Here is a 25,548-nt window from a genome sequence, read left to right as displayed (position 1 = left end):
GCAGGGTTGCTTCTTTCGTTCGCTACGCACCCGCAATGGGCACGCAATGGGCATTAAGAAGGTGGAGAGTCCGTCTCCACCTGAATGAGAATATTATGTTCATTCGCTTGCTTGGTTAGAACGAAAAAGAACTTCGAACATCGCTTTACCCTTCTTCTCTAGCCAAGTGTCGAGATTCATAAGACCAGGGTGAAGGTTGCGCAATGTCGGAAAATCTACTTCGTAGCCGTCTCCGTTCAACCATTCATATATTCGGGCCAAGATTTCGTTATGCTGACGTACAGTTTCTATAGGAATCTGGACGTAGTTGACCGGGCGACCAGTCGCACGAGTCAAGGCCGCGGCAATACTAGGTGGTGTCAACGCATCACCGGCGATTTCAATCGTTTTACCCAAAAATTTATCGGGATGTTTGAAGGCAAGCATGGCAAATACACCGATGTCATCCACAGCTATACACTTTGCAGGCACGTCCGGGTTGGTGGCTTCTGCTAATGTTCCATTTTGAACACCATAAAAAGGGCTAACGTAACTTTCCATAAATCCAGAAGGGCGCAATATCGTTGCTTGAAGTCCAAGCGACTTAATATATTGTTCAATTTCCCACTTGGCAAAGTAACGAAAGCGGGACTGTTTGTCAGCGCCGCTATTCGATGAATAGACGAAATGTTGAACCCTGGCATCTTTTGCCGCATCAGCTACATTTTTACCCAATTGAATCTCTACGGTTGTAGAGGCATCGCTAGGCTCCCATATCGGGGGTTGAACGCTGAAGACCCCGTACACTCCTTGCATAGCAGCATCTAGCGAAGTACGTTCGCCCATATCCCCTGAGACAAGCTGAGCTCCAGCCTGTGCAAGAGCCTGGGCTGCCTTACTTGAAGTATCACGAGCGAATGCACGTACTTGCCAACCATCAGTCAGTAGATGTGCCGCTACCGCACCCCCTTGCTGGCCGGTAGCTCCTAAAACTAAAACCGTCTTATTAAATGAAGCCATATGCTTCCTCCTTCATGGATTTGTCGGGGCTTTTCTAAACCTCGCCAAGTCTCCTTGGGGAGTGATATACCCAATTGAAATATTAAATCAAATAATATATCTTTGTAAGAAGACACTTTGTTTAGTTGTACTTACGAATGGTAAGTTACATGTAAGGAAGTGATAGCTTGAACCGAAATGATGAGCAAATATGCCTTGCCGCTGTTAATGAAGCGTTACAAGTGATAGGCAGCAAATGGGCGTTCTTCGTAATCTCTCAATTATATTATGGTCCTCAGCGCTTCAATCAGCTGCGTAGAAATTTGAGCAACATTAGCATCAAGTCTTTAACAGATATCCTGCGACATTTAGAGCTTTATAAAATTGTAAATCGTCAAGTATTCCCAACAATCCCTATAAGCGTGGAGTACTCCTTAACGGAAAAGGGCAAGGAGTATCGGACAATACTCCTTCAAATGCGCGAATGGGGAGAAAAATGGATCGCGACACCAGATGAATAAAAGCCAGTCATTCTCATACAGAATTGACTGGCTTTAGTTATATTTCTTGTAGAGAGGAAGCAGAGCGCATTACGGACCGTGAGTTTCCTTAAACGACACTTAAGGAGTCGACAATACGACGTGGGACGGCTGAACAAACACCAGAAAGGCAGACCTCTGAACGCATCCGCCGAGAGCAGGCGGCGGCTTCTGACATAAGGCACCAATGTTTCAACAAGGCTTGAAGCCCGATTATCGGTTAGCCGCCGTCCGGCCATGAAGTGGATTTTCGTGGGCTGGCAGGCAAGTGCAGCGTCATCGTCGTGCCTTGTCCGGATTCGCTTGCCGCTGCGATATCCCCGCCGTGCCTCGATACGATCCAATGCGCGATCGCCAGACCCAGTCCGGTTCCGCCGGTGCTGCGGCTTCGCGATTTGTCGCCTCGGTAGAAGCGATCGAAGATTCGCGGCAAATCTTCGGCGGCGATCCCGGTTCCCGTATCTTTCACGTAGACCTCGATCAACTGTCCTTGCCGGCGGGCAGCGATGTGGATCATGCCGTTCTCCGGCGTAAACTTCATGCTGTTGTCCAGCAGAATGACGAATAGCTGATGCAGCCGTTCGCGGTCTCCCCGCATTTCGAGTCCGCTCTCCAGCTTCGTCTCCAGCCGCAGCCGCTTCAACTCGGCGAGCGGCTCGAATTTTTGCGCCACCTCATGGATGATCTCGTCCACGTGCAGCGGTTTGAGGATGATCTCGTCTTGATCGGAATCGGCGCGGGCCAAGGTTAGCAACTGATCGGTCAATTTGCCCATCCGTGTCGATTCGGAGAGCACCATGGACAGCGGCTCGCTCATGTCCAGAATTGTACGATCCGGATGGCGGAATACAAGCTCCGCATTGGCCCGGATGATCGACAGCGGCATCCGCAGTTCATGGGAGGCGTCGGCAACAAATTGCTGCTGCTTCTCCCACGAGCGGCGAATGGGCAGCAGGGCTTGATTGGCGAGGTACATGCCGGCCAGTACCGTCACTGCGCCGCCGCAGGCGATGCCGAGCAGCATCAGCTCGAGCAGTTTTCTCAGGATGTTCTGCTCGGAATCGACGATGCTGATCGCTTGCACCGATACAATGCGCGACGCGATGGGGCCGGAAGGTCCGGTAGCCGGGAGATGCAGGCCAAGGGAGAGCTGCTTGGCGCGGAACAAGTCGGCCATTATTTTCAGACTCTCGCTGGAAGCAGGGTCGTAATCGACTCCAATCAGACGGTAGTAATGATCGCCGACCTTGACCGTTTCCGGCGTCCGGACCGAACGGTATGGCTTGAATACATCCACCGCCTCGTCGTAATGGGTTCCGGCCAAAACTGGATAAGGCGTGCCGTTCTCGTCCCACAGCACGAGGAACACCCGCGGATCGATGCCCTGGATTTGGATCATTGTTCTTTTTACGGCCGCGCCTCCGGGGAGATCGTCCTCTTCGCGTTCGTCCGGCACTCTGGAGTCGGAGGAAGTGTAGAACACCTGCACCCCCTGCAATCTGGAGCGCAGCGACTCATCCACTTTAACATACAGCTGATGGCGCAGTTCGGTATATATGATCAAGCCGAGGCAGGCGAGAATAACGAAGAAGACGGCCGCATGAAGTACGGTCAGCCGGGTACGGATTTTCCTGAACATGCCGCGTTCTCCTTTAACATGTAACCGACGTTTCGGACCGTTTGAATCATATGATCGTATCCATGCGCCTTTAGCTTTTTACGCAAATAATAGATATACACCTCGACGACATTGGAGCCGACATCGGACTCCAGCCCCCATACGCGCGTGCAGATTTGCTCACGGGTCAAGATTTGCTCCCGGTTGCGCAGGAAATATTCGAGCAGCTCGAATTCCTTTTGGGTCAAATCCACCTTGTCGCCGCCGATAAACGCTTCTTTCGTACGCATCATCAGCACCAGCTTTTGATACGATATCCCGCCCTCGTTGTCCACCGGGCCGCGACGGCGCAGCAGGGCGCGTATGCGGGCCAGCAGCTCGGGCACCTCGAACGGCTTGGTCATGTAATCGTCGGCTCCCGTATCCAGGCCTTTGACGATATCATTGGCGCTGTCTCGCGCCGTAAGAAACAAAATCGGCGTAAGCACTTGCTTGGCGCGGAGGCGGCGCACGATCTGGAAGCCGTCCATTCCCGGCAGCATCAGATCAAGCACCAGCAAATCATGGATGCCTTGTTCCGCCCAATAGCAGCCTTCTTCGCCGCAGCTGGTCGGATCGACGTGGTACCCTTCTTCCTCCAGCAGCGTTTGGATCGTTCGCAGTAAATGAACGTCGTCTTCGACGACAAGCAGTTTCATCCGTCTTCCCCCTGTGTTTGCTTCTGGCCGGATTCATTCGTGTTCCCAGTATATCGGGAAAACATGAAGGCTAGATTAAAATCCGCATGACTTAGTCGGCGTAAACGAACCAGTCCAGCTCTTCGGTCGCAAGCAATTTCTTTTGCCCGTTTTGAAACTGATGGTAGACATTCAAACGGTATGTTTTCATGTCCTTGATGCTATAAATTTTGTCTTTGTTCGTATAGGTGATGGTCGCATCATGCGCTCCAAGCTGAAGCGACGCTGCCGCGTCCGTTCCGCCTACATCGTACGTCTGGCTCATGAGCAATTCCTTGCCGCTCATGGCAAGCTCATCCTGAAGCTCAACGATCAGCTTGTGGTCTTTCATGTCCGCTTCGACAGGAGCGGTTTTCTTCAATTCGTAATCGAAGCTGAGCTGCGCTTTGCCCGTTGTAAAATCGATCTGCGTGCCGATATGGCTTAGCGTGATCGAATAAGGGTAGAGGTCCAGGTCGGCAAACCCGGCTTTCGGTTCCTTGCTCTCCGCGGGCAGTTGGAAGACTGCGGCATTGACGTAGCCTTCCGGCCGGGTCCCGTTCGAACCGGACGAAGAGGAAACAGACACTTCATCGCCGATAATCAGCTGCATGCCGTCCGTGTCATAGTCTCTGGGAAGGGTCGTCCAAACCGTTTGAAGCGCTTGGCCCCGGGGGTTGAGCTTGCCGACGTCCGTCATGCGCGCAGGGAAGACCGTGCCGTCCGCCGCCCGAATTTGGGCGACTTGCTTTCGAAGCTCGGCGGAGCGTTTCTCCAGATTCTCCACCTCCATTTGAATCGCGAACAGGTCGCCGGTATAGCCCTGAAACGTATGAACGGCCCGGATCGTATAGGCGGCGCTGAAGCCCGTATCGTTCAGCGTCCGCGTCCCGGCAGCGGGGATGACGGTCATGCTCATCAGCTCGCGGTTATGATGGAACGTGAGCAAGTCGTTAACATGGTTATCCGCTTCTTTCTCCTGCAAAAACAGCTGTACGGACTGGAATTCGCCGGTGTACGGGATTTTGCCGGCGATCTGAAACGTCACTTGCTTCCCTGGCATCAGACTGACAATCCGGTCGCTGCGCATAAGCTGCGCTTCGATCGTCACGGCGTCTTCCAGCTTGAAATAAGCCTGCAGGTCCGGCAGCGGAAGCGGCTCGCTTCCGGGATTGGCAATCGTCATCGTCGCTGCCAAAATATCTTGATCGTCCCATGGCAGCCGCTGCAGTGACGTCAGTCGGGCTGTATACGTCCCGGTCTTGCTCTTAAAGTCGTAATCGTTGCCGATGGAGACGTCCTTCGCCACCGCGGCCGGCACTTCGAAGAAGGCGGCGGGCAGGGTCATGCTATCGCCGCTGCCGCTCCCGGCGAAGGGCTGCGAGATAACAAGTTCCCAGCCGTCCATACCAGCCTCACGCGGAATGGCTCCGGTGAGCCGCCCTTCCTTTTTATCCATCGGCTGGATGTCGGCGTTTTTCGCAAAAACGGTCGATTGCAGAGGATAGGTCTGGCCTTTCTTCGTGCGAATCGCGAAGGAGAGGTCCGGCAGCTTCACGCTGTTCGTGCCCGCACTCGTCATTTCGAAATCGAGCGAGGGCAAGTAATAATCGTTGTTCCGGCTGACGGCGTTGCGGACGATGGCGCCGACAAACGGAACGCCCCCGATGCTGAAGCGAAGCGCTTCTCCGGCTGGAGCCGCCGGGTTGTACTGATCGGGAACGGTGATCCGGGCGAGCGTCCTTTCGTAGCCGGCTGCCGAAAAGTCCAGCTGTATCAAGGTGAATACGAGATTGTGGAGACCGATCGCGCGGTCTACTTTCGCGTAAAAGCGAAACTCCCGGCTGGTATAGGCCGGAATGGTGTTTTTATTTTGATCCTGAGGCAGCAAATGGGTCGTGAACGAATCGCCGGAATCGGATTGCAGACGAACCCAGTAATTCAGGAAATCGAGTTCGTTCGGCCCGCCGTTGCTCACGGTTAAAGTAAAGGTAAGCATGCCGTCATCGTCGCCGGGCAGCAGCATCGCGTCTTTCAGCTCAATGGAGCCTGCGTCCCCGAGCACGGCTTTTCCCAATACGGTGGAGCGGATGGATGGAGAATCGGCTGCGCGTTCCGCCGGAAGCGGAGCCTCTCCAGATTCGGCGTATGTCCCCTCCGGCATCACCGAGGCATGCAAGAGCAGCAGCAGAACGAAACAAACCGCGATCGAACGTTGAACCTTCATGATGAACCATCCTCCTTCTTCGCACGTCGCATGGCAGCGCGGGCCCGCTAGCGGAAGCAAGTTGCCGCCTACGGCTGCGGGCCGATGCGTGCGCGCCTGCGGCTGTTACTCCTGCAAATAGGTGCTCACTTTGTTTTGAACGACTTTCGCGACGTCTTCCGCCGATTTCTGACCCTGGAAGAACGAGGCGGTTTCCTCGGACACGATTGTTGTAATTTTTGAATCGGTCTCGGCATATACCTTGACGTTGTTCAGCACCTTCTCCATCGCAGCGATTTCCTGATCGGTCGCGGCTTGCAGCGCCAATTCTTTGCCGTTTAAATTGAGCCGCAATCCTTTACCGGCCCCGCCTTCGCCCGTACCTAACGTTTTTAAGCTGTTCAGCTGCGCTTTCGCTCCGTTTTTGTTGACGGCAAAGCCGTTCAATTCTTTGGCGGACTGCATTTCATCCGACAGCAAGAACTTGATGAATTCCCACGCTTCCTTCTTGTTCGCCGATTTGCTGTTGATCGCAACCGGCATGGAGGTCGTAAATGCCGTGCCTTTCGCCTCGTTTTCCGAGGGCAAGTTATAATAGCCTGCTTTTCCATCGAACGACATCTTCGGCATCGAGTACATATCCATGTACATCATGATGTTGGATTTCGGTTGGATGATGACATTGTCCACATTGTCGGCCGGGATGATTTGATCGTCGTACATCGATTTGGCCAGCTTCAGCAGGTTGATGAACTCCGGCGAATCAAACTTCGCCTTTTTCCCGTTCGTATCGACGAACTTGGAAAAGCTGCTGCCAAGCATGGTCGTAACCAGCTGAGCGGGATCGATTTTACCGAGCGGATACGTATCGGGCTTTCCGTCATTATTTTTATCCGTCAGCCAGCCGCTTGCGATTTTTTTGAAATCACTCCATGTCCATTTGCTGTCGTCTATTTTGGCGTTGTCCAGAACGGCCTGATTGCCAAGCCACATGTTTAATCCGAATTTGACCGGAATCGTGTATAAGGCGCCGTTGTATTTCATCGCATCAAACACGGATGTATAGTAATTGTCTTTTGGGAATGAGGAATCTTTGCTCATCAGGTCGCTTATATTTTCCAAAAGCTTCTTGTCGGCATACTTTTTGTAAGGCAGTCCGTTCATGACAATCAGGTCCGATGCTTTGCCGCTCATGAGCTCTGAGCCTACCGAGCTGACGAATTTCTCGGTGTTTTGCGGGTCGGGTTTGTTCATGACGACCATATTTTGCCCTTTGCCTGCTGCCGGAGCGGGTGGAGCGGCGACGTATTCTTTGATTTCGATTGTAATGTTCGGGTGCGCCTGCTCGAATTGCTGCTTGGCCAGCTCAAGAAAACGATCCGACGTCATGACGGACAGCGTGACGGTTTTCGCTGCCGAATCTGCGGATGCGCCGCCTGGATTGGAGGAAGGGGGAACGGCCTGATTTCCCGAGCAAGCGGCAAGGGCCAGGATGGATGCAAGCGAGCATATGGCGACCGAAGGTTTACGTGTTGGGATATTTAACATGTGAATCATTCACTCCCTTTAAGGTTGTTATAATGAAAAACCGCGGCGATATAGAGCAGGCAGCACACGGCGTATTCCCGCGGGTCGATCAAATAATCCATGCCGGCCCAGCGGGCGATGGCGAATGCGGCGGCGCCGGTCACCGGAATATGGAGAAACAGCCGCTGCAGCTGCAATACGACCGGCACCCGGCTCATTGTCCATAAGCGGACGCCTAGCAGAAGCAGTGGTAAACCGAGGATCGTTCCTGCGAAAAAGAGATATCCTGCAAGCTGGCCGGCGGCGCTGGTGAGCCGCTCCTGCGGCGAGGGAACATAGCCCGATTGCATCGCCTGCTGGTGCCATAAGCGCTGCAGCTTCTCGTAGTAAAACGAGACGTCGATGATTTGCTCCGGGATCCAGTCCAGCGGAACGTACAGGCGGAAGCGGATCAGCCCCCACAAGCCCGCCGCACCGGCGGCCAGCGCGAGGACGGCGAGGACGGCGAGGCCGCGCAGCAGCAGCATGCGCCGTTCGCTCCGGATCGCATCAAGCCAGTCCAGCGCTGTCAGCTTGCGGCACAAGGACGTATACACCGCTGCGCACTGCCTGACGGCAAGCCGCAAGAGCAGGAGGAGGGCGGCGGCGCCGCAAAGGAATAGCAGCAAGGACCGCCACTGGATGATTCGCACGTGAGACAGCATGTCGTTCTGGGTGCGATAGGGCGACGGATTGGCGCCGATCGCCTTGAGCGCCGCTGCCGCTTGAGCCTCCCCGTTCACGGCCGCCGTGCCCGGCTTCGCAGCCAGCTGCAGCGTATCGATCCGCGCTTCGCGGTTCACGCCGAACATGGCGGTGACCGGAATCAGCAGGTCGGGGACGCCGTCATCGGACATGTGCCGCAGCAGGGAGACGTTGTTGTCGTACACGCCGACGACGGAAAACGGCACGCCGTACAGCTCGATCGTTTTGCCGATTACCTGCGCGGAACGGAACAGCTTGTCGGCCGCTTGCGTGCTAATGACCGCGACGCGGCTATGCTCGGCGACGGAGGTCGGCGTGAAGAACGTGCCGGCCTTCATCGGAAATGAGGTGAAATCACGATAATTGTTGCTTACGCCGAACACATCGCTGTTCACCGTGACACCGTCGAACGACGCGCCGGTGTGTCCTTCGGCTGAATAGGCGACCGGCAGCGGGCTCCATTTGGCGGCGAGCTGCTCAGCCGCTTTCAGCTCAAGCCCTGCGGTGCCGGAGGATACGGCGGACCGGTCGAGATGGACGGTCAGCTTCTGCATCCCGCGCGGGCCGTTCACGTGCTCCCAGTCGGCAATTACGGACGATAGCAGCCCTACGCTTGCCAGCGTCAGCAGCACGCCGGCGAACACCAGCCAATCGGCTAATCGGAAACGCGGCATAGCATTGATCTCCTTACGCATCGTTATGTTCCAACGGTCAGCAGCACCCGTTCGCCGTCGGCCACCGGCTTGCTGCTGGAGACGATCACTTTATCGAGCGGCGTAACGCCGTTGTCGATGGAGGTTTTGCTGTCGTCGGCATCTCCGGTTTGTACGGAAGCGCGCTGCGCGATGTATTCGGTGCCGAGCGGTCCTTTTTTTTCCTTGACGATAAGCACGAATTTCCCTTGATCGTCTTCGCGGATCGCATCGTTTGGCAGCAGCGCGCGGAATGTGGACGTTTTCTTGACGATGTTGAACTCGCCGGTTTCTCCGCCCTTTAGTCGATCGTCATGCAGCCGGAAGGTCAGTTCCTTCCGTTCTTGTCCGTACGACGCGGATGAGCCTGAACCGGCCGAACCGGACGGGGTGGCCGCATCCCGAATCTCGGTGACCGTCGCTTTGATCTTCGCGTTGTTCAGCGCGGAGAACATCAGTTCCGCTGTGTCTCCGGCAATCACGTACTGTGCTTTGACGCTCGCAATCGTCGCTTTCAGCTTGTGGCCTTTGGACAAGTCGGCGATGCGCACGGCCGCCTTTCCGCTGGGGACCGGCGCGCCCTTGACCGCATTTACCTCGGTGACGATCCCCGCGGCCGGCGCTGTGATCCGCGAAAATTCCGCAAGCTGGCGCCGTGTGCTCGCGATTTGCCGCTCAAGAATTTGCATGTCGAGCTTCGCCGTCTCGATATCGCGGGCGATATTGCGCAGCTGCTTGTCGTCCGCACTGCGGAACGCTTCCGCATAGCTGTCCTGCAGCTTTTGCAGGCTCAGCTGCTTTTGCGCATATCTCGCTTCGTTGTCCTGTAGCGAATCCTCGGCCTCTCGCGTCTTGAGCACGGCCAGCACTTGTCCGGCTGTGACTTGATCGCCGGCCTCGACGTTCACCTCCTGCACGGCCCAGTTCGTCTCGACGTACAGATCGGCCATTTCCGCAGCCTCTACCGTTCCCGTGCCCGACACCTCGTGCGACAAGACGCCGGCCACGGCTTGCTCCACCGTCACCTCTGCGAGCGACAGGCTCAGCAGCGTATTCGAGAAGAACGTCAATGCGAGCATAACCAGGACGAACATGAGAATGGCCCGCCGAATGGCTTGCTTCTTGACGCGTTCTTCGTCTGCAACGGCCATTGTTGTGTTCATGGATTTTTTTCCTCCTAAGAGTTTTGCCAGGGGCAAAAATGGCTTCGAAAGCATACGCTGTGGCTTTCTGTAAGGAAAGCCACTTCGTAAGCAACAGCTGAGTTTTGCCAAGGGTGTACGCTGGGGGCTTTCTGCAACTACCCTTTGATCCCGGACAACTGGATACCTTCGACCAAATACCGCTCCGCATAAAGGGCGATCAGCAGCAGCGGCAGCATATAAATCGCGGAAGCGGCAAAAGCGATTCCGCGCTCCTCTTCGCCGATGACGGACAAGTACACAGACAACGGCTGCTGCATCGCTTCCTTCAAGAAGATGAGCGGCTGCTCCACCATGTTCCAGTTATCGATGAACACGAGAATCGAGAGGGAGGCCACCCCCGTGCTGCACATCGGCATCATAATTTTGGCGAATATGTACAGATGGCTCGCTCCGTCCACCCGCGCCGCCTCGATGTAGCTGCCGGGGACATACGTCATGAACTGACGCAGCAGGAAGACGCCGAACGCACTGAAGATGCCCGGACATATGATCGACCAATGCGAGCCGAGCAAGCCCAACCGGTCCGCTACGATAAAATTCGGCACGAGCGTCACCTGAAACGGCATCAGCATTGTGACGATGTACAGGAAGAACAGCGGCTCGCGGAGTTTAAACCGCAAATGGGCGAAGGCATACGCTGCGAGCGAGGCGACGACAATTTGGCCAGCGATGATCGGCACCGTCATTTTGACCGAGTTCCAGAACATGAACAAAAAATGCGGCCTGCCGATCAGCACCGTATAATATTGCGAAAGCGTCACCCGTTCAGGAATCCATTTCATATGGACGAATGCGCTCTCGTTTCCATTTGCCGAATTTGTCATGTCTCCCGACAGAGGGGCATAATGGTTCGTAATTTCGTACTCCGTCATAAACGAATTCGCGAATGTCAGCGCCATCGGGAACAGCAGGATGAGCGTGATCGCTGCGAGAATGACGGCCAGCGCGATTTGCCTGGCATTCCGGCCGAAACGGGACAAGCGCAGTATCGGGCGAATGACCGGCGCAGCGCCGGGACCGCCGCTTTTTCCGTTCATAGGGCTTCGGACTGAGGATGTCCACTGCGTTTTGCTTGTTTCCATCGAAATCTCCTTTCCAAGCGGCGCAGCCCGTTATCCGAGCGTCCTGCTGATGCGTCTTTCCGCCAGAAACAAAATCCAGACGAGCAGCACGATCGCAATCGCCATCAGGAACGCGGCGGAGGTCAGCTTTTGATAGTCGAGCGATTTAAACATATTGTTCATGTAATGCTGCAGCATATAAATGCTCGAGTCCGGATAATCGCCCGCGATCAAGTACGTCTCCCGGAACACCTTGAATGAATTGATGATCGACATGATGAATACGAAAAAGGCGGTAGGGGTCAAATAGACGAGCGTAATCGAACGCCACTGCCGGAATTTCCCGGCGCCGTCGATCGACGCCGCTTCGTAGTAATCCGCGGGAATGTTTTGCAGCCCGGCAAGAAACAGCAGCATGTTGTAGCCGATATTTTTCCACAAATAGACCACGATGACCACGAATAACGCCGCACTGCTTTCCATCCAATCCTTCGGCGCGATCCCCCACGAAACGAGCCATCCATTGAGCGATCCATGCAGATCGAACAGCGCTTTCCAGACCAGCACGACCGAGGCGACCGGTACGACGAGCGGCCCCAGAAACGCGATCCGGAACGTCTGGCGAAACGGCAGCTTGCGGTTCAGCAGCATGGCCAGCCCAAGCGACAGCGCCATGTTCAGCGGTACGCAGAGCGCCGTGAACACCAGCGTATTCACAGCCGCACGCCGGAATACCGGATTGCTTAACAGCTCGCGGTAATTGGCCAGTCCCGCGAACGAGCCGTCAACAGGGCTGTCCATCAGCGAATAATAAATCCCCATAATGAACGGAATTAGGAAAAATACGGCAAACCCGCCTAAGCTCGGCAGCAGAAACAGCAGCGCGGTCAGTCCCTCGCGGTTGCGCAAGCGTCTTAACACAAATCGTTACCTCCTTCCTCTGAACCCATTCTCGCAAACGTAAATTAGAAATTGCTTAGAAAATGAGGGGGCATTCATGGCATTCATGGGGGCCACATCGTTATAAATAAAAATTCACTTTACCGGGTCATCGGCCAAACCTACAATGAAAGGAAGTTCATTCCTTAAAATGGAAAATTAAATATCCGGATGAGAGGTGGATCATGAAATCCGTACATGTGCTGGACTCTGTACAAATCGTAGAATACGAGCCGCGCTATGCCCAAGCTGTCGCAGATATGTGGAATGTGAGTCAGGAAAGCTGGGGCGGGGGCAGCCGCGTCCGCAGCGCCGAGAGCGTTGCCCGGGAGCTGGACAATGCAGGCAACCTAAATGTATTCCTTGCGATGCACGGTGAGGAGGTCGTCGGCTTTTGCAGCTTCTCCCACTACAAGCAGGACGAAGGGGCGCTGTACGTACCGCTGCTCAATGTGAGGCCGGACTATCACGGCCGCAAGGTCGGCAAAGCGCTTATTCTTAAAGCGGTTGAGACGACGGTGGACATGGGATGGCCGAGGCTGGATCTGTTCACTTGGGCCGGCAATACGAAAGCGGTTCCGATGTACAAGAAGTGCGGATTTTTCTGGGAAAAGAAAGACAACTCCGTGCACTTGATGAATTTCATCCCGACCGTACTGAAGACGGAAGCGTTACAGCCTTATCTGGAACGAATCGATTGGTACGCCGATAGTGTTCGACCGTTGGACATCCGGCCCGACGGACGGTCGGAGCACGGCTTCGATTATTTCGAATACGTATGGCGCAAGGACGAAACATCGCTTCGCGTGGAATTCGAGAAGACAGGCAGAGGCATACGGCTGATCGAAACGCCGGACTATTCGATTCATACCGAAATCGATACCCATGACCTGGTGTTCGGCGGCGCGTATCCGGTCCGTTACGTGATCCGCAATAAATCCGGCGCGCCGCTGACATGCGCGATTCGGGGGCAGGATGACAAAAACATCCGATTCGAGCTGGAGCAGTCGGTGACAGTGCCGGATATCATGGTCGTGGTCGGCGAGTTTCAGCTCGATCCGGTGATGGAGGAGCAGAGCGATTGGAAAACGCACCCGGCCGTTGTGTCTCGTTGGACGATCAATGGGAAAAAGGCCGAGTTCCGTACTGGGATCGAGCCCAAGTTTCCGGCCAACGTGAAGCTGGAGGTCAAAGGGCAGGAGCAATACGCAGGAGTTCCGGGAGAAGCGCTGCTGACGTTCGAAAATAACTTCAAAGAGCCGGCGCTGTTCGAATTCGAGCTTCCCTCCTCCGAATTTATCGAATTCGAAGATGCCCGCGTATCTGTCCGCATTCCTGCCCAAGAAAAGGCGACCGTGCCGATCGCATATACTTTGCACCGATTCGGGCTCTACTCCCAAACTATAGAGATGAGAGCCGCGCCGGGTAGCGCCGGCGGAGCGGCGATCACGTTCAATCGCAGGCTCCACGGTATTTTTAAAGGAAATACCGGTCGCTTCGGCGGCGATGCGGTCGATCACTGGATTGTTGTGAACGGTCCGCATACGCTGAAGCTGAACAAGACGAACAATGATGTGGGACCGTCCCATTTCCAAGGGAGCAACCAGACGGTATGGACGTTTCCGCGCATCGGAAAACCGTACTCGGCGGAATTTTCCAAGAAGAAGGCGGAATCGGTCCGCATGTACGAAGATGGGGACGTCATGGCGCTGGAGGCGGAGTATCGTTCGGACGATTACCCGTCGGTTCATTTTAAGTTCGTCGCGAAGCTCGGTGCCAACGGGATGGCGGAGCGTTATTTTGAAATACGGAACGAATCGGCGGAGGCGATCGATGAGGAACTGTACTTTATCGAACCGTTCTATCACCGATCAAACCGATTGGTTCTGCCGTATGACGGGCATTACTATGATCTGGAGGACCGGCACGCTTCGGGCTTCGACGATTGGGAAGTCGAGCGTATCTCCGAGAACTGGCTGTTCAGCCGCGGCGAGAAGCTGTCCTCGGGATTTTGCTGGCATCCTTCCGCAAAGCTTGTACGGATTGAGTGGCAGTTCGGTATCGAGCATGAGCTTGGCCGGCTCGCTGCCGGGGAAACGATTCGTACTCCGTCCACTTTCCTTGCCACCGGCACGTATACGGATTGGTGGGATTTCCGCTCGTATGCGCAGAAGCGGAGAGACCCGGTGCGGCCGCTGCTGAAAGATCACTTTGAATTAAGCGTGAACGAAGGGAATCCGTTCATCGGTCCAGACGCGAAGCTGCATATCCGGCAGCACCGCAACCAGCCGCTGAACGGCAGCATGACCTTGTCGTTCCACAGCGATGCGCTTGCGGCAAAGACGATCCAGGAGACATTCCGTCAGATGGATGCCGTTTCTACGGCGGCATTCGCACTCCCGCAGCGGCAGCCCGGGACGATCGAGCCGGTTCGCATGCGGTTTGAAACCGGCGAGCTGCGCTTCGAACGAAGTACTGCGTTCATTCCCGTCACGCAAGATCCCGTGGTACAGGAAATTCGCCGCAGTGCTGCCGGGGACACGTACTGCTGCTCGAACGGTCCGCTCGCTTTCGAGGCGTCGCCGCAGTTCGGCGCGGCGCTGCATTCTCTCTCGTTCAACGGCGAACCGTGGCTCGACAGTTCCTTCCCGGAAGCGGGCCCGCGTTCGTGGTGGAACCCTTGGCACGGCGGCATTTCCGCCACTGTACAAGGGATGTCGCCGCTCAGTCAGCAGGAAGAGCGGCGGAGCGCCGAATTCGTCACTTTTACCGACAGCCTGGGGAACGCGTGGAGCGGCGTCGCGCTGCATACGCATATCGAGAAGCATAAGAAAAACCGCGGCATCGAGCTCAGCTTGTTCGCGCTGCTGCTTCCGGGAGCGCCTGTGCTTTGCTGCTGCACGCGCTTGACGAACCGCTCCGGAATGTCCTACACTTCATTCCGAAGCACGATCAACAGCTTCATCCATCCCGGGCGGTCGCTGGCTGACGGCTGGATGGAAGCCAGCGGTGAATTTCGCCACCGCTGCGGCAAAGTCGGCGGCGATTTGCCATCGGAAGGGTTGATCCGCTACGGCTCCGATCATCGGCAGACGATCGTGCATGCCGTCAGCCGGTATCCGGGCTCGAACGCTCAGGCGTACACGAACAACCAGCTTGTGGAATACAGCGCTTCGCAGAGCCGCCCGCTGCCTGCCGGGGCATCCGCATGGACAGCTCCCGTGTTTTTCGCTTTTGCCGACATGCCGTTGACATACAAAGAGCTGCGGGCATTGGCGGAGCTTCGTTTTGAAGATCAATTATAGGGGGTAGTCATGCCGATTATCGACATTCATATCCATTTATCCGACATCGAGAGCTTTCATTCCACCGCACGGGACCTTTCCGGCGTCGATTACTCGGCAAGCGGTCTGAAACGGGAATTCGACCGCAATGACGTCATTCTCGGGATCGGGATGGGCGTGCAGGAACGGACGCGCGGTGCCTTCCCCGACTCCCAGGCGGCGAACCCGATGGGGCTCGACCTCGTCGAAACGATGCCGCCCTTTCTTATGGAGTGCGTCGGGATCAATCCGGTCCGGCTCGCTTCGACGGAAGGCAAGAAGGAGCTGGATAAGATCGAGCAGCGCCTCGCTTCCGCCGACGTTGCCGGCATCAAGCTGTATGCGGGATATTACCATTACTTCGTCACCGATCATGTGTACGGACCAGTCTATGAACTGGCGAAGCGGTACCACGTCCCGGTCGTCATTCATACGGGAGACACGTATTCCATGAACGGGCTGCTGAAATATTCGCACCCGCTCACGGTGGATGAACTGGCTTACCAGCAGCGGGATGTCCGCTTCATGATCTGCCATCTTGGAGATCCATGGGTGATGGACGCAGCCGAAGTCGTCGCCAAGAATCCGAACGTGTACGCCGATTTGTCCGGCCTCGTCGTAGGCAACCGACACAAATTCGACCGTTTCATGAACGAGCCGTTGTTCATGGACCATTTTCGCCGAGCGCTCGTGTATGCCGACCATTATGAGAAAATGCTGTTCGGCACCGACTGGCCGCTCGCCCCGATCGACGTGTATATCGATTTCGTGAAACGGCTCATACCGGAAAAGCATCATGAAGAAGTATTTTATCGCAACGCACTGCAGCTGTTTCCGCGCATTGAGCCAAGGCTGGCTGAGCTGCTTGGCTAAATCTTTCGCTTCTAAATTTCATCAGACGACGCACGTAACAACCGGCTGCATGGTGCTGCCGGTTGTTTGGGCATGCCGTTGTTCCGGCAAACCATCCCCATTAGCCTCAAGTCATAGCTCCTCCAAGACCATGGTCCAGCTTCCAAACTAAACCGCAGACCGTTCAGAACAGCGTCCATTTTAGCTAAACTAGGCAGAGGAAAGAGGATCGAATCAGCCTGGAGGAGTTTTCTATGGAATCGATGAATGCGCTTTTTGAGCAGTACGGATACTTCGTTTTATTTTTCGGATTGTTTGCGGAATCGTTGGCACTGCCGTTTCCGGGAGAGCTGGCCATGGCCATATCCGGTCATATGGCGACTTACGGAAGCTTTCATTTGTCTGTCATCGTCCTTTGCTCTTATGTAGGCGCAATCGCAGGGACGACGCTTACGTATTATTTGGGCTATAAGCTCGGAACGCCTTTTTTTGACCGATACGGCAAATATATGTTCATGAACCGGGAGCGCAGAGAGAAAATATCCGGCTGGTTTAACAAGTACGGAGACAAGCTTATTCTCGTCAGTTACTTTATCCCCGGCCTGCGGCATTTTACCGGATATGTGTCCGGTATGCTGAAAGTGAAGCGGAGCACGTTTTTCATCTACAACTATATCGGCGGGTTGGCGTGGGTTATGCTGTATGTATCGCTTGGCCATGTGTTCGGCCGGAACATCGAGCAGCTGCTCCATCTGATTTCCCGGTATGCGGGGATGGCGGCGGCCGTTGCGGCGGCAGCGCTTGTGATCGGGCTCATCGTTCGGCACAATCGAGCCGCGATCGTCCGAAAGCTCTGGCCGCGAGGCCGCAAAGCGTTGGAGCGAAAATAGCCTGCGGCCGATAAAAAAATAGGATAGGCAGATACGGCGTGATATGATGGAAAAAAGAGTTTATCGAGAGAAGCGCGGCGGGTCCATGAAAAAGAAATACGGGAGATGAATCCATGATCGAGATCGAAGACGCGCTGGGAGCAGGTGAGCTGGGGGAAAGATTTGCATCGGCGGTTCATGCTGTCAAGACGGGGGACGTCCAAACGCTCGAGCGGCTGCTGCACGAGCATCCAGAGCTGGCTCACGCAAGGTCGCAAAAAGGCCGTACGCTGCTGAACCATTTATGCGACTGGCCGGGACATTTTCCGCGCGAGCTGGAGACCGGCCGTGCGCTTCTCGCCGCGGGGGCCGACGTCAATGCACGCGCCGTCGACCCGGACACAGGGGAGACATCGCTGCAGTGGGCGGTCAGCTCGAACGATGCTGCGATGGCCGAGCTGCTGATCGATAACGGCGCATCGGCAGACGGGCTGGACGGCGATATGCGCCCGTTGGCGCAAGCCCTCTTCTACGGCTGCCGCGATGCGGCGGAAATGCTGGTACGACGCGGCGCGGTCGTCACGTTGGAATTCGCCGCCGGGCTCGGACTCACCGGCATGCTGCCGCGTTTCTTCGGCGCAGACGGACGGCTGCTTCCGAGCGCCGGTGCGCATGCGGCGCCGATCAACGGCGCGCTCCCGCCTGAAACGCCCGGCGACGAGCGGCTGGAGCAGGCGCTGATCTATGCCGTCATCAACAACCGGATCGAGAGCGCCGCTGCGCTGCTCGATCGCGGAGCCGCAATCGACGCGATGCCGTCGGGCTTCCACTTCCGGGGCACGCCGCTGCACTGGGCGGCCGGTGGAGACAGCGCGGAGATGGTGGAATTGCTGGTGCGACGCGGCGCCGATCTGCATGCAGCCGCTCCGAAAGACGGCGCTACGCCGCTGCAACTAGCGGAACGTCGGGACAAGCCGGATATGGCTCGGCTGCTGAAAAGCTTGGGAGCGCAGCAGTAAAGTAGAGGGAAACGAGGAGGAGCGGTGCGGCTTCCTCGCTTCCTTTTTTTGTACGCTGGGTTCGATCGACCGCTGCGCAGTACCGCAATGCGCGTCGAGGGCCGCGCGCGCTGCGCTTCCCGGGCTCGACCTGCGGGGGCGCAGCGCTGCAGTGCAGTAGTGCGATACTGACGTTCGCGCACAATGAAAATCATATTCCCCCATCCCTTGAAAAAGTGTTCGCTTCAAACACCCGCGGTACTACGTCGGATTGACGCGCGTTATAACACGTGTTATGTTATGAGAAGAGGTGTTATTGATGAAGCGAGTCACCAGTTTTGACGTGGCCCGGCGGGCCGGCGTTTCCCGCAGCGTCGTGTCCGCCGTACTGAATCATACGCCGGGGATCGGCGTAAGCGAGGAGAAGCGGCGCGCGGTGCTGAAAGCGATCGAGGAGCTGGGTTACGCCGTCGATGTCCAGGCCAAAGGCATGCGAACCGGGCGCAGCCAATGCATTGCTGCTTACGGCGATTTGCAAAATCCGCTGTTTGCCCAGATGCTGCAGGGCTTGCAGAAAGTATGCGGCGAACGCGGATTTTACGTGCTGCTGTGCAGCGCAGGGGCTGGAGGAGATAGCCGGGACCGTCTGTTCGAACTGTTCCAGCAGCGCCGGATCGACGGGATCGTTACGAAGGATACGACGGGCTATTGCGATGAGGAATGGAAGCGGGAGGTGCTGCGGCTCGGTATTCCGTATGTTTCTGTCGAGGGCTACCCGGAGAATGGCGAGATCGCGTCCGTTCAGATGGATTATGCCGAGAGCATCCGCATGGCGCTAGGCTACGCTTGGACGCGAACAGGTTTGCCGCCGGTATATGTTGAAATTTACAGCCGGGCCGAGTATACACCGAACTGGGGAGACCGCTGCCGGGTTCAAGCCTATGGCGACTGGATGAAGGAGAGGGGGCTTGAGCCGCGCCTCATCCGCCGCAAGTGGAAGGAATGGCCGCAGGACCGGACGTGGTGGCTTGATCTTTTGCGGCATGATTCGCATCCGAAGAGCATGATCACGAATTGGTCTCGCGCTTCGGTGGCGGTGTATCGCGCGGCGTACGAGCTGCGATTGCGCATCGGCGAAGACGTGCGGATCATGGCGGCGGATAATACGGAGCAGCTGAACGAAGGGCTCGTTCCTTCCTTGAGCGCCGTGGAAGTGCCTTATGCGGAGATGGGGGAAGCCGCCGGCCGACGAATTATTGAATACATCGAAGGTGCCCGGAGCCTGGACGATACCGAGCGTATATGGCTGCCGGCGAAGCTGATGCGAAGAGAAAGCATGTAAGTCATGCGGTTCGTACGATGCCGCAGCGGCTTGCCTGTTTGCAGCGATATGGCAAAAGTCCATTGGGAGCAGGAGACAGGCGCGGCCGTACCATCGGCGGCTAAGGTTGAAGCGCCAAAGCTGCCTTTCTCCGAGCATAGAAGAACAGGAAGAGCTGTGCGCCGCTGGAACCGGCTTGGTCGCTCGCCCGGCCCGACTGCCATCGCTGCGCAGGTCGCGGTAAAGGGAGCGCGAACAAGTACCCCAAGCGCAATTTTCGGCGCTGCGCGGCTGTCGCAAGGCAACGTCCAATCTTGCTTGACCGAAAGACGCGCAGTGCCGCAAACGCATTACAAACAACATTTTAAGCATATATAACACGTGTTATATTATGGATGGAGGATGAAGCCCATGTTTTGGACGAAAGAAAAGCTTGCCGCCCGCATTAACGAATTGGCGGGGTTCCGCTATCGGGAGGAGCGGCCGGTAACCGGCCTGCGCAAACAGACCGACCCGGACGGAGCGATCGGAGCGTACCCGCCGCCGGATAACGGATTGTGGGAGCCTGTCGTGCCAGGAGACCGGTACAAGGGCCGGGACCTGTATGTGTGGCTCGCGTATGAATTCGATGTCCCTGCAGCATGGCAGGGTAAGAAAATCGTCGGCCGGTTCGACTTCGGGCGCAGCGGAGGCGGCGGCAACAACAGTGGTTTTGAATCATTGTTGTTTGTTAACGGCAAGCCGTACCAAGGGGTCGACAGCAATCATGAGGAAGTATTTTTGCCCACTGACACGGCCGGTCATACGCTGCAATTTCATGCGCGTCTGTGGTCCGGACTGAACGGCTATGGCAAGGCGGCGCCGATCGAGAACGAAATCCGCATGGCCAAGGTCGGCTGGCTCGACGAAGCGGTTGACGACTTGTATTACACAAGTCTTGCGGCACTCCAGACCGTTCAGCTGCTGGGCGAGAACCGCCCCGAGCACCATGAGCTGCTGTCCGCGCTGGACCGTGCATTCTTGCGAATCGACTGGTCGGTGCCGGGCTCTGATGGTTTTTACGAATCGTTATACGCTGCCCAAAACGTGCTGCAGCAGCAGCTTGACGCGATGCCGAAGCATCATCCGGTGACCGTGCAGTGCATCGGCCATACGCATATCGACGTCGCGTGGCTGTGGAGACTGAAGCATACGCGGGAGAAGGCGGCCCGTTCGTTCTCCACGGTGCTGCGCCTGATGGAGCTTTACCCGGACTACGTCTTTTTGCAGACGCAGCCTCAGCTGTACGATTATTTGCAGTCCGATTACCCGGCCATCTACGAGCAGATTCAAGCGCGCGTGAAAGAAGGCCGCTGGGAAGCAGGCGGCGCCATGTGGCTTGAAGCCGACTGCAATTTGACGTCGGGCGAGTCGCTGGTGCGGCAGCTTTTGTACGGTACCCGTTTTTTCCGCGAGCAGTTCGGCGCGGAATGCCGGTATTTGTGGCTGCCGGACGTCTTCGGCTACAGCTGGGCGCTGCCGCAAATTTTGAAGAAATCCGGCATCGACATGTTCATGACGACGAAGATCAGCTGGAACCAGTACAATCGCATGCCGCATGATACGTTCCATTGGAAGGGAATCGACGGCACCGAGGTGCTGACGCATTTCATCACGACCCCCGACAACGGCAGCAGCCAAGGCGCGTTTTATTATACATACAACGGCAGCATTACGCCGAATTCGGTGCAGGGCATATGGGACGCGTACCGCGACAAGGAGCTGAACCGCGAGCTGCTGTTGTCTTACGGTTACGGGGACGGCGGGGGCGGCGTGAACCGACCGATGCTGGAGATGCGCAGGCGCTTGTCCCGCATGCCGGGCTTACCGAACGTGACGACAGGGCGGGCGGACGATTACTTCGACCGTCTGCGCGAGCGGATCACCTCGACGGACCGCTACGTGCATACATGGGATGGAGAGCTGTACCTGGAGCTTCATCGGGGAACGTACACGAGCCAGGCGTACAATAAACGCGCGAACCGGAAGCTTGAGCTGCTGTACCGCGAAACCGAATGGCTCGGCGTCTTGAGCAGCGTGCTTCGCTCCGGCTGGGAATCCTACCCGCAGAAGGAGCTGTACGAAGGGTGGAAAATCATCCTGCGCAATCAGTTCCACGATATCATTCCCGGCTCTTCGATCGGCGAGGTGTACGAGGACAGCCGCCATGAGTATGCGGAAGCGTTCCGCATCGCCGGCACGGCCCGGGAGCTTGCGGAGCAAGCGTTAACCGTGAAAGAAGAGACGGCGGTCACAGTCTTCAATAGCGCTTCCTGGCAGCGCGGCGATCTGGTCGTCGTTCCAGTGATCGGCGATCTGGAAAAAGACGGCGTGTGGCTTGCTGCGGGCGGGCAGCCGCTGTCGGCACAGCGCGCTGGAGGCGATTGGCTGGTTCGTGTAGACGAGGTGCCTCCGATGGGGTACACGTCCGTTCGCTTCGTTCCGGAAGCGGCGGCAAACCCGGAAGTTAATCCGTTTCAACTCTCGGAGCATGGCATCGAAACCCCGCTGTATGCTATCGCGTGGGACGTATCCGGACGGTTGACGCGTATTTACGACAAGGAGAATGCACGCGAGGTGCTGTCGCCCGGCGCGCTCGGCAACGAATTGCAGGTATTCGAGGATAAGCCGAAGGGGCGCCATGAGGCATGGGATATTGATATTTTTTACACGGAAAAAATGCGCTCGATCGCCGATCTGCAGCAGCTGGCCGTCGAGGAGAACGGTCCGCTCCGTGCCGTGGTACGGTTTGAGTGGAAATACGGCAATTCGTCGATCGTGCAGCGGATGATCGTGTACGCCGACAATCGGCGCATCGACTTCGATACGCGCGTCGACTGGCATGAGCAGCGCCAACTGCTCAAGGTCGCATTCCCGGTAGACGTTCGGACCACGGAAGCGACGTACGATATTCAGTTTGGCAATGTGAAGCGTCCAACGCATTGGAATACGAGCTGGGATTATGCGAGATTCGAGACGGTCGGCCATCAGTGGGCCGATTTGTCGGAACGGAGCTACGGCGTCAGCCTGCTGAACGACTGCAAATACGGCTACGATGTGAAAGGAAACGTCATGCGCCTGTCGCTGATCAAATCCGCCATGGTACCTGATCCGCGCGCGGATCAGGGGCTTCACGAATTCACGTATGCGCTGTTCCCGCATGCCGGCGACTGGCACGAAGCCGGGACGGTGCAAGCCGCCTGGTCGTTGAATAATCCGTTGACTGCGGCCCTAGGCGCGCCTCGCCAGCCATCCATGTCGCTGCTTCGTTTGTCGGAAGCGGCAGCTGGCCACGTCATGATCGATGCCGTCAAAAAAGCGGAGGATCACGACGCCATCATCGTCCGGCTGCACGAGTTCGCCGGTATCCGTGGGGACGTTCGCCTCACGAGCGATGCGGCTATTGCCGGCTGGCAGGAGACAGATCTGATGGAACGGCCGATCGGAGATGTGAATGATGGCGATGAAGTCGCATGCTTCATCAAGCCTTATGAGATAAAGACGTTCTTGCTGCATGTGGGGAAATGACGGACAGGTACTAAAATGATCAAACAGCCGCCTCCGGGAATACCGTGGGGCGGCTTCTTGTATGGGACCCTTTCTATTCGAGCGAGTGGGGGTATAACGGTATTATCGTTCATCATATCGAACATCCCCATATAAGACAATTTTGGGCGTCCGTCACAGACGATGTCGAAGCAGACGTCCCGCAGCGCTTCACCGAGCTGCTCGGCTTGCCTAACGCCAAGCGGCGTCAGCGGCGAGTCCTTTCGCCCTTGCATCCGATGCTGCGTATTCCATTCCGTTTGCCCGTGCCGGACAAAGTAAAGGGTTGTTGCATTTTCCATGCGAATAGGCACTCCTTCTTGGCCGTCAACATGTTTATAACCGCAAATGGTGCGGCAAGTGCTCCTGCGAATTCGTGGCAAGGATCAACTTGTTGCCGTTATCGATCGCCCAGAGATGAAAACCGGTGTCACCCGTTCGCAGAACGACGTTGGAATCATAAGGAAGGTTCAAGAAGCTGCGGAAAAGCATCGTTATCGTACCCCCATGACAAACGATGCACAGCTTCGTCCGCTCCGGGTGCCGGATCATGTCGTCCTGCAGCTTGGAGATGAAGGTTTCCGCCCGGGCACGAAACTGGATTTCGGTCTCTCCACCCTCGAGGGCGTAGTGCCGCTTGTGGCCTCCCGGAGGAATCGGATACAGCCTGCGCGCTTCTTCAATCGGCATGCCGGCGATCACGCCGTTGTTTCGCTCCATCAGGTCGTCGTCGTACCGGACTTCGATTCCGGTTACGAGGGTAATGACGCCAGCGGTTTCTTTTGCCCGTTTCAGCGGACTGCAATAGATCGCGTCGGGCCGCCAGCGCTCGTTCATCCACTCGGCTAATGCATGTGCTTGCTCCATCCCGAGCGATGTGAGCGGGAAGTCAGCCCGTCCTTCGCACTTTTTTTCAATGTCCGCAACCGATTGGCCGTGTCGAATCACCATAATTTCCGTCATAAAAACCATCGCCTCCTCTGTGAATGATGACGCAGATACGATTTCGTTTTCGAAATAATTTGCAATCGTACCGGAAGCTCACGCAGGTGAATCAGCTGTTTGATTAACCTTGTATTTAAGAATCCGAGAGCCTTATGACGCGACAGCGCCGGGTCCGCAAGGACTTAAGCTCACAGGGTTGTCTAATATTACATCACTGAAAAACCCCGGGCAACCAAGAGAGTTTAGCGACCGCAGCGTGAATACGGTGTTAGATGATGTAACGGCCTTCTCCAAGTTTGCTTCCAAAAATACCCTTATAATAATAAAGACATCAAGTTCACTTAAACCTGATGTCTCAATATCCATTGTTCTATATCCTCTTCCTTATATACACCTTCTGCTGTCCTTAGCCCAACCTCAATTAATTCTTGCTGACTATATTTTATAGTTATTCCATTTAATTTCAGCAACAGTAACATTGTCGAAACGCCAACACGCTTATTTCCATCTACAAAACCATGGTTTTTGATTAGAGCGTAGACAATTACAGAAATTTTCTTTAAGATTCCTTCGTATAAATCTTGGCCATCAAATGTTGTAAATGCTTTATTAAGCGCACTTTCAATCAGTCCTAGATCTCTGATACCGTCTGATCCACCAGTTGCCTTTACGATCTTCTTATGAAAAGTAACGATTTGAGCAACTTCAAGAGTTTTCATTATTTTGCCAGCTCCTCAAGAGCTTCTCGGTTCTCACTAATAATATCGTCCATCATGTTTTCAAGATTGTTCTGAATTTTTGTCTTTAAAAACTCAACAAAATCAATAACTTCAAGTTTCTTATCTTCTGGTAAGGTTAAAAAGTCTTGTATCAACTTCTCCTCTAGACTCATTACCTTCACCTCCTAGGTTTATTCTTCTTAATTATACACAAAAACTGGATGTTATTTAACATTAGCTACCTGAATAACTTACATTAGAAAATGAGCCGTTAATTCAGCTAACGATGGTATGGGCGAAAATGTATTGGGGAGACGGCTTCCCTTTCTCATATAAACAACCGTTTTCTGCAAGATCCGCGTGGGTGGAATGGTTATTCCATATGACAGAACCGCAGCACAACGTCGTCGCGGCAATTATCCGATGTGTCTTCTCGAGCAAAAGTTCCCATAACTGCCCTTGCATCCGGCCTTGCGTTTGCATATAATACTTGTTAAATCCATAAAGCCAAAATGCTTTGACGGAGAAAAGTAAGCAGTGCTTCTTCACAGGGAGGGAACGCCGAAGATTGAGAGCGTCCCCGTAGAATTCAGGCTGCCGAAGTTCGCTCCCGAGCAGTCCTTTGAAACCCGCGGCCCCGCCGCGCGGCAAGTAGGAGGAACCGGTCGTTTAACGAACCGTTATGTTAGAATGAAGTGAGAAACGGGCATT

General features: G+C 55.6%; 20 protein-coding genes. 7 read left to right on the top strand and 13 right to left on the bottom strand.

Features of this window, described 5'->3' with window-relative positions:
* Positions 1-99 precede the first annotated feature (99 nt).
* Positions 100-999: an NmrA/HSCARG family protein gene (locus tag KXG62_RS08375; protein WP_218091492.1), complete on the bottom strand. Its 900-nt coding sequence runs from the start codon at positions 997-999 to the stop codon at positions 100-102.
* A 167-nt stretch (positions 1,000-1,166) separates the two neighbouring features.
* On the opposite strand from KXG62_RS08375, the gene KXG62_RS08370 reads away from it, so the two are divergent.
* On the top strand, positions 1,167-1,499 hold the full coding sequence (locus KXG62_RS08370; RefSeq protein WP_218091491.1) for a winged helix-turn-helix transcriptional regulator: 333 nt from the start codon (positions 1,167-1,169) through the stop codon (positions 1,497-1,499).
* Positions 1,500-1,737: 238 nt separating this feature from the next.
* Here the strand turns inward: KXG62_RS08370 and KXG62_RS34620 are convergent, their stop codons facing one another.
* From KXG62_RS34620 to KXG62_RS08330, 8 genes are all read right to left on the bottom strand, one after another.
* The gene (locus tag KXG62_RS34620; protein WP_425517337.1) at positions 1,738-2,493 is read right to left on the bottom strand and encodes a sensor histidine kinase; all 756 of its coding nucleotides are present in this window, start codon (positions 2,491-2,493) and stop codon (positions 1,738-1,740) included.
* Positions 2,494-3,128: 635 nt separating this feature from the next.
* The gene (locus tag KXG62_RS08360) at positions 3,129-3,833 is read right to left on the bottom strand and encodes a response regulator transcription factor (protein ID WP_218091489.1); all 705 of its coding nucleotides are present in this window, start codon (positions 3,831-3,833) and stop codon (positions 3,129-3,131) included.
* A gap of 91 nt (positions 3,834-3,924) precedes the next feature.
* Positions 3,925-6,078, bottom strand: coding sequence for a hypothetical protein (locus KXG62_RS08355; RefSeq protein WP_218091488.1), 2,154 nt, complete (start codon positions 6,076-6,078; stop codon positions 3,925-3,927).
* Between the two features lie 105 nt (positions 6,079-6,183).
* On the bottom strand, positions 6,184-7,605 hold the full coding sequence (locus KXG62_RS08350) for an ABC transporter substrate-binding protein (RefSeq protein ID WP_218091487.1): 1,422 nt from the start codon (positions 7,603-7,605) through the stop codon (positions 6,184-6,186).
* A 5-nt stretch (positions 7,606-7,610) separates the two neighbouring features.
* On the bottom strand, positions 7,611-9,002 hold the full coding sequence (locus tag KXG62_RS08345) for an ABC transporter permease (RefSeq protein ID WP_218091486.1): 1,392 nt from the start codon (positions 9,000-9,002) through the stop codon (positions 7,611-7,613).
* Positions 9,003-9,025: 23 nt separating this feature from the next.
* Positions 9,026-10,183, bottom strand: coding sequence for an efflux RND transporter periplasmic adaptor subunit (locus KXG62_RS08340; RefSeq protein WP_218091485.1), 1,158 nt, complete (start codon positions 10,181-10,183; stop codon positions 9,026-9,028).
* 137 nt (positions 10,184-10,320) lie between these two features.
* Positions 10,321-11,307 carry a carbohydrate ABC transporter permease gene (locus KXG62_RS08335; protein WP_246627353.1) on the bottom strand — a complete coding sequence of 329 codons (987 nt, stop codon included), beginning with the start codon at positions 11,305-11,307 and terminating at the stop codon, positions 10,321-10,323.
* A 30-nt stretch (positions 11,308-11,337) separates the two neighbouring features.
* Positions 11,338-12,207: a carbohydrate ABC transporter permease gene (locus tag KXG62_RS08330; RefSeq protein ID WP_246627352.1), complete on the bottom strand. Its 870-nt coding sequence runs from the start codon at positions 12,205-12,207 to the stop codon at positions 11,338-11,340.
* 203 nt (positions 12,208-12,410) lie between these two features.
* On the opposite strand from KXG62_RS08330, the gene KXG62_RS08325 reads away from it, so the two are divergent.
* The 6 genes from KXG62_RS08325 to KXG62_RS08300 all read left to right on the top strand — a co-directional run bounded on the left by KXG62_RS08325 (position 12,411) and on the right by KXG62_RS08300 (position 23,155).
* Positions 12,411-15,530 carry a GNAT family N-acetyltransferase gene (locus KXG62_RS08325; RefSeq protein ID WP_218091484.1) on the top strand — a complete coding sequence of 1,040 codons (3,120 nt, stop codon included), beginning with the start codon at positions 12,411-12,413 and terminating at the stop codon, positions 15,528-15,530.
* 9 nt (positions 15,531-15,539) lie between these two features.
* On the top strand, positions 15,540-16,421 hold the full coding sequence (locus KXG62_RS08320; RefSeq protein WP_218091483.1) for an amidohydrolase family protein: 882 nt from the start codon (positions 15,540-15,542) through the stop codon (positions 16,419-16,421).
* 233 nt (positions 16,422-16,654) lie between these two features.
* Entirely contained in the window at positions 16,655-17,290 is a 636-nt protein-coding gene (locus KXG62_RS08315) for a DedA family protein (RefSeq protein ID WP_218091482.1), read from the top strand.
* Between the two features lie 113 nt (positions 17,291-17,403).
* Complete coding sequence (locus KXG62_RS08310; RefSeq protein WP_218091481.1) at positions 17,404-18,288, top strand: ankyrin repeat domain-containing protein; 885 nt, start codon at positions 17,404-17,406, stop codon at positions 18,286-18,288.
* 298 nt (positions 18,289-18,586) lie between these two features.
* A complete protein-coding gene (locus tag KXG62_RS08305) occupies positions 18,587-19,609 on the top strand; it encodes a LacI family DNA-binding transcriptional regulator (RefSeq protein ID WP_218091480.1) in 1,023 nt (340 codons plus the stop codon).
* Positions 19,610-19,999: 390 nt separating this feature from the next.
* Positions 20,000-23,155 (top strand): alpha-mannosidase, encoded by a 3,156-nt coding sequence (locus KXG62_RS08300; RefSeq protein ID WP_218091479.1) that lies wholly within the window; start codon positions 20,000-20,002, stop codon positions 23,153-23,155.
* Here KXG62_RS08300 and KXG62_RS34615 read toward each other — a convergent pair.
* From KXG62_RS34615 to KXG62_RS08280, 4 genes are all read right to left on the bottom strand, one after another.
* On the bottom strand, positions 23,116-23,475 hold the full coding sequence (locus KXG62_RS34615) for a histidine phosphatase family protein (protein WP_218091478.1): 360 nt from the start codon (positions 23,473-23,475) through the stop codon (positions 23,116-23,118). The genes KXG62_RS08300 and KXG62_RS34615 overlap by 40 nt on opposite strands.
* Before the next feature lie 34 nt (positions 23,476-23,509).
* The gene (locus KXG62_RS08290; RefSeq protein WP_218091477.1) at positions 23,510-24,136 is read right to left on the bottom strand and encodes a histidine phosphatase family protein; all 627 of its coding nucleotides are present in this window, start codon (positions 24,134-24,136) and stop codon (positions 23,510-23,512) included.
* A 323-nt stretch (positions 24,137-24,459) separates the two neighbouring features.
* Complete coding sequence (locus KXG62_RS08285) at positions 24,460-24,837, bottom strand: type II toxin-antitoxin system death-on-curing family toxin (RefSeq protein WP_218091476.1); 378 nt, start codon at positions 24,835-24,837, stop codon at positions 24,460-24,462.
* On the bottom strand, positions 24,837-25,010 hold the full coding sequence (locus KXG62_RS08280; RefSeq protein WP_218091475.1) for a DUF2281 domain-containing protein: 174 nt from the start codon (positions 25,008-25,010) through the stop codon (positions 24,837-24,839). The genes KXG62_RS08285 and KXG62_RS08280 overlap by 1 nt, the downstream gene beginning before the upstream one ends.
* Between the last annotated feature and the right edge of the window lie 538 nt (positions 25,011-25,548).

Source organism: Paenibacillus solanacearum, assembly GCF_910593845.1.
Classification (GTDB): domain Bacteria; phylum Bacillota; class Bacilli; order Paenibacillales; family NBRC-103111; genus Paenibacillus_G; species Paenibacillus_G solanacearum.
This window is presented reverse-complemented; position numbering and strand designations above follow the sequence as displayed.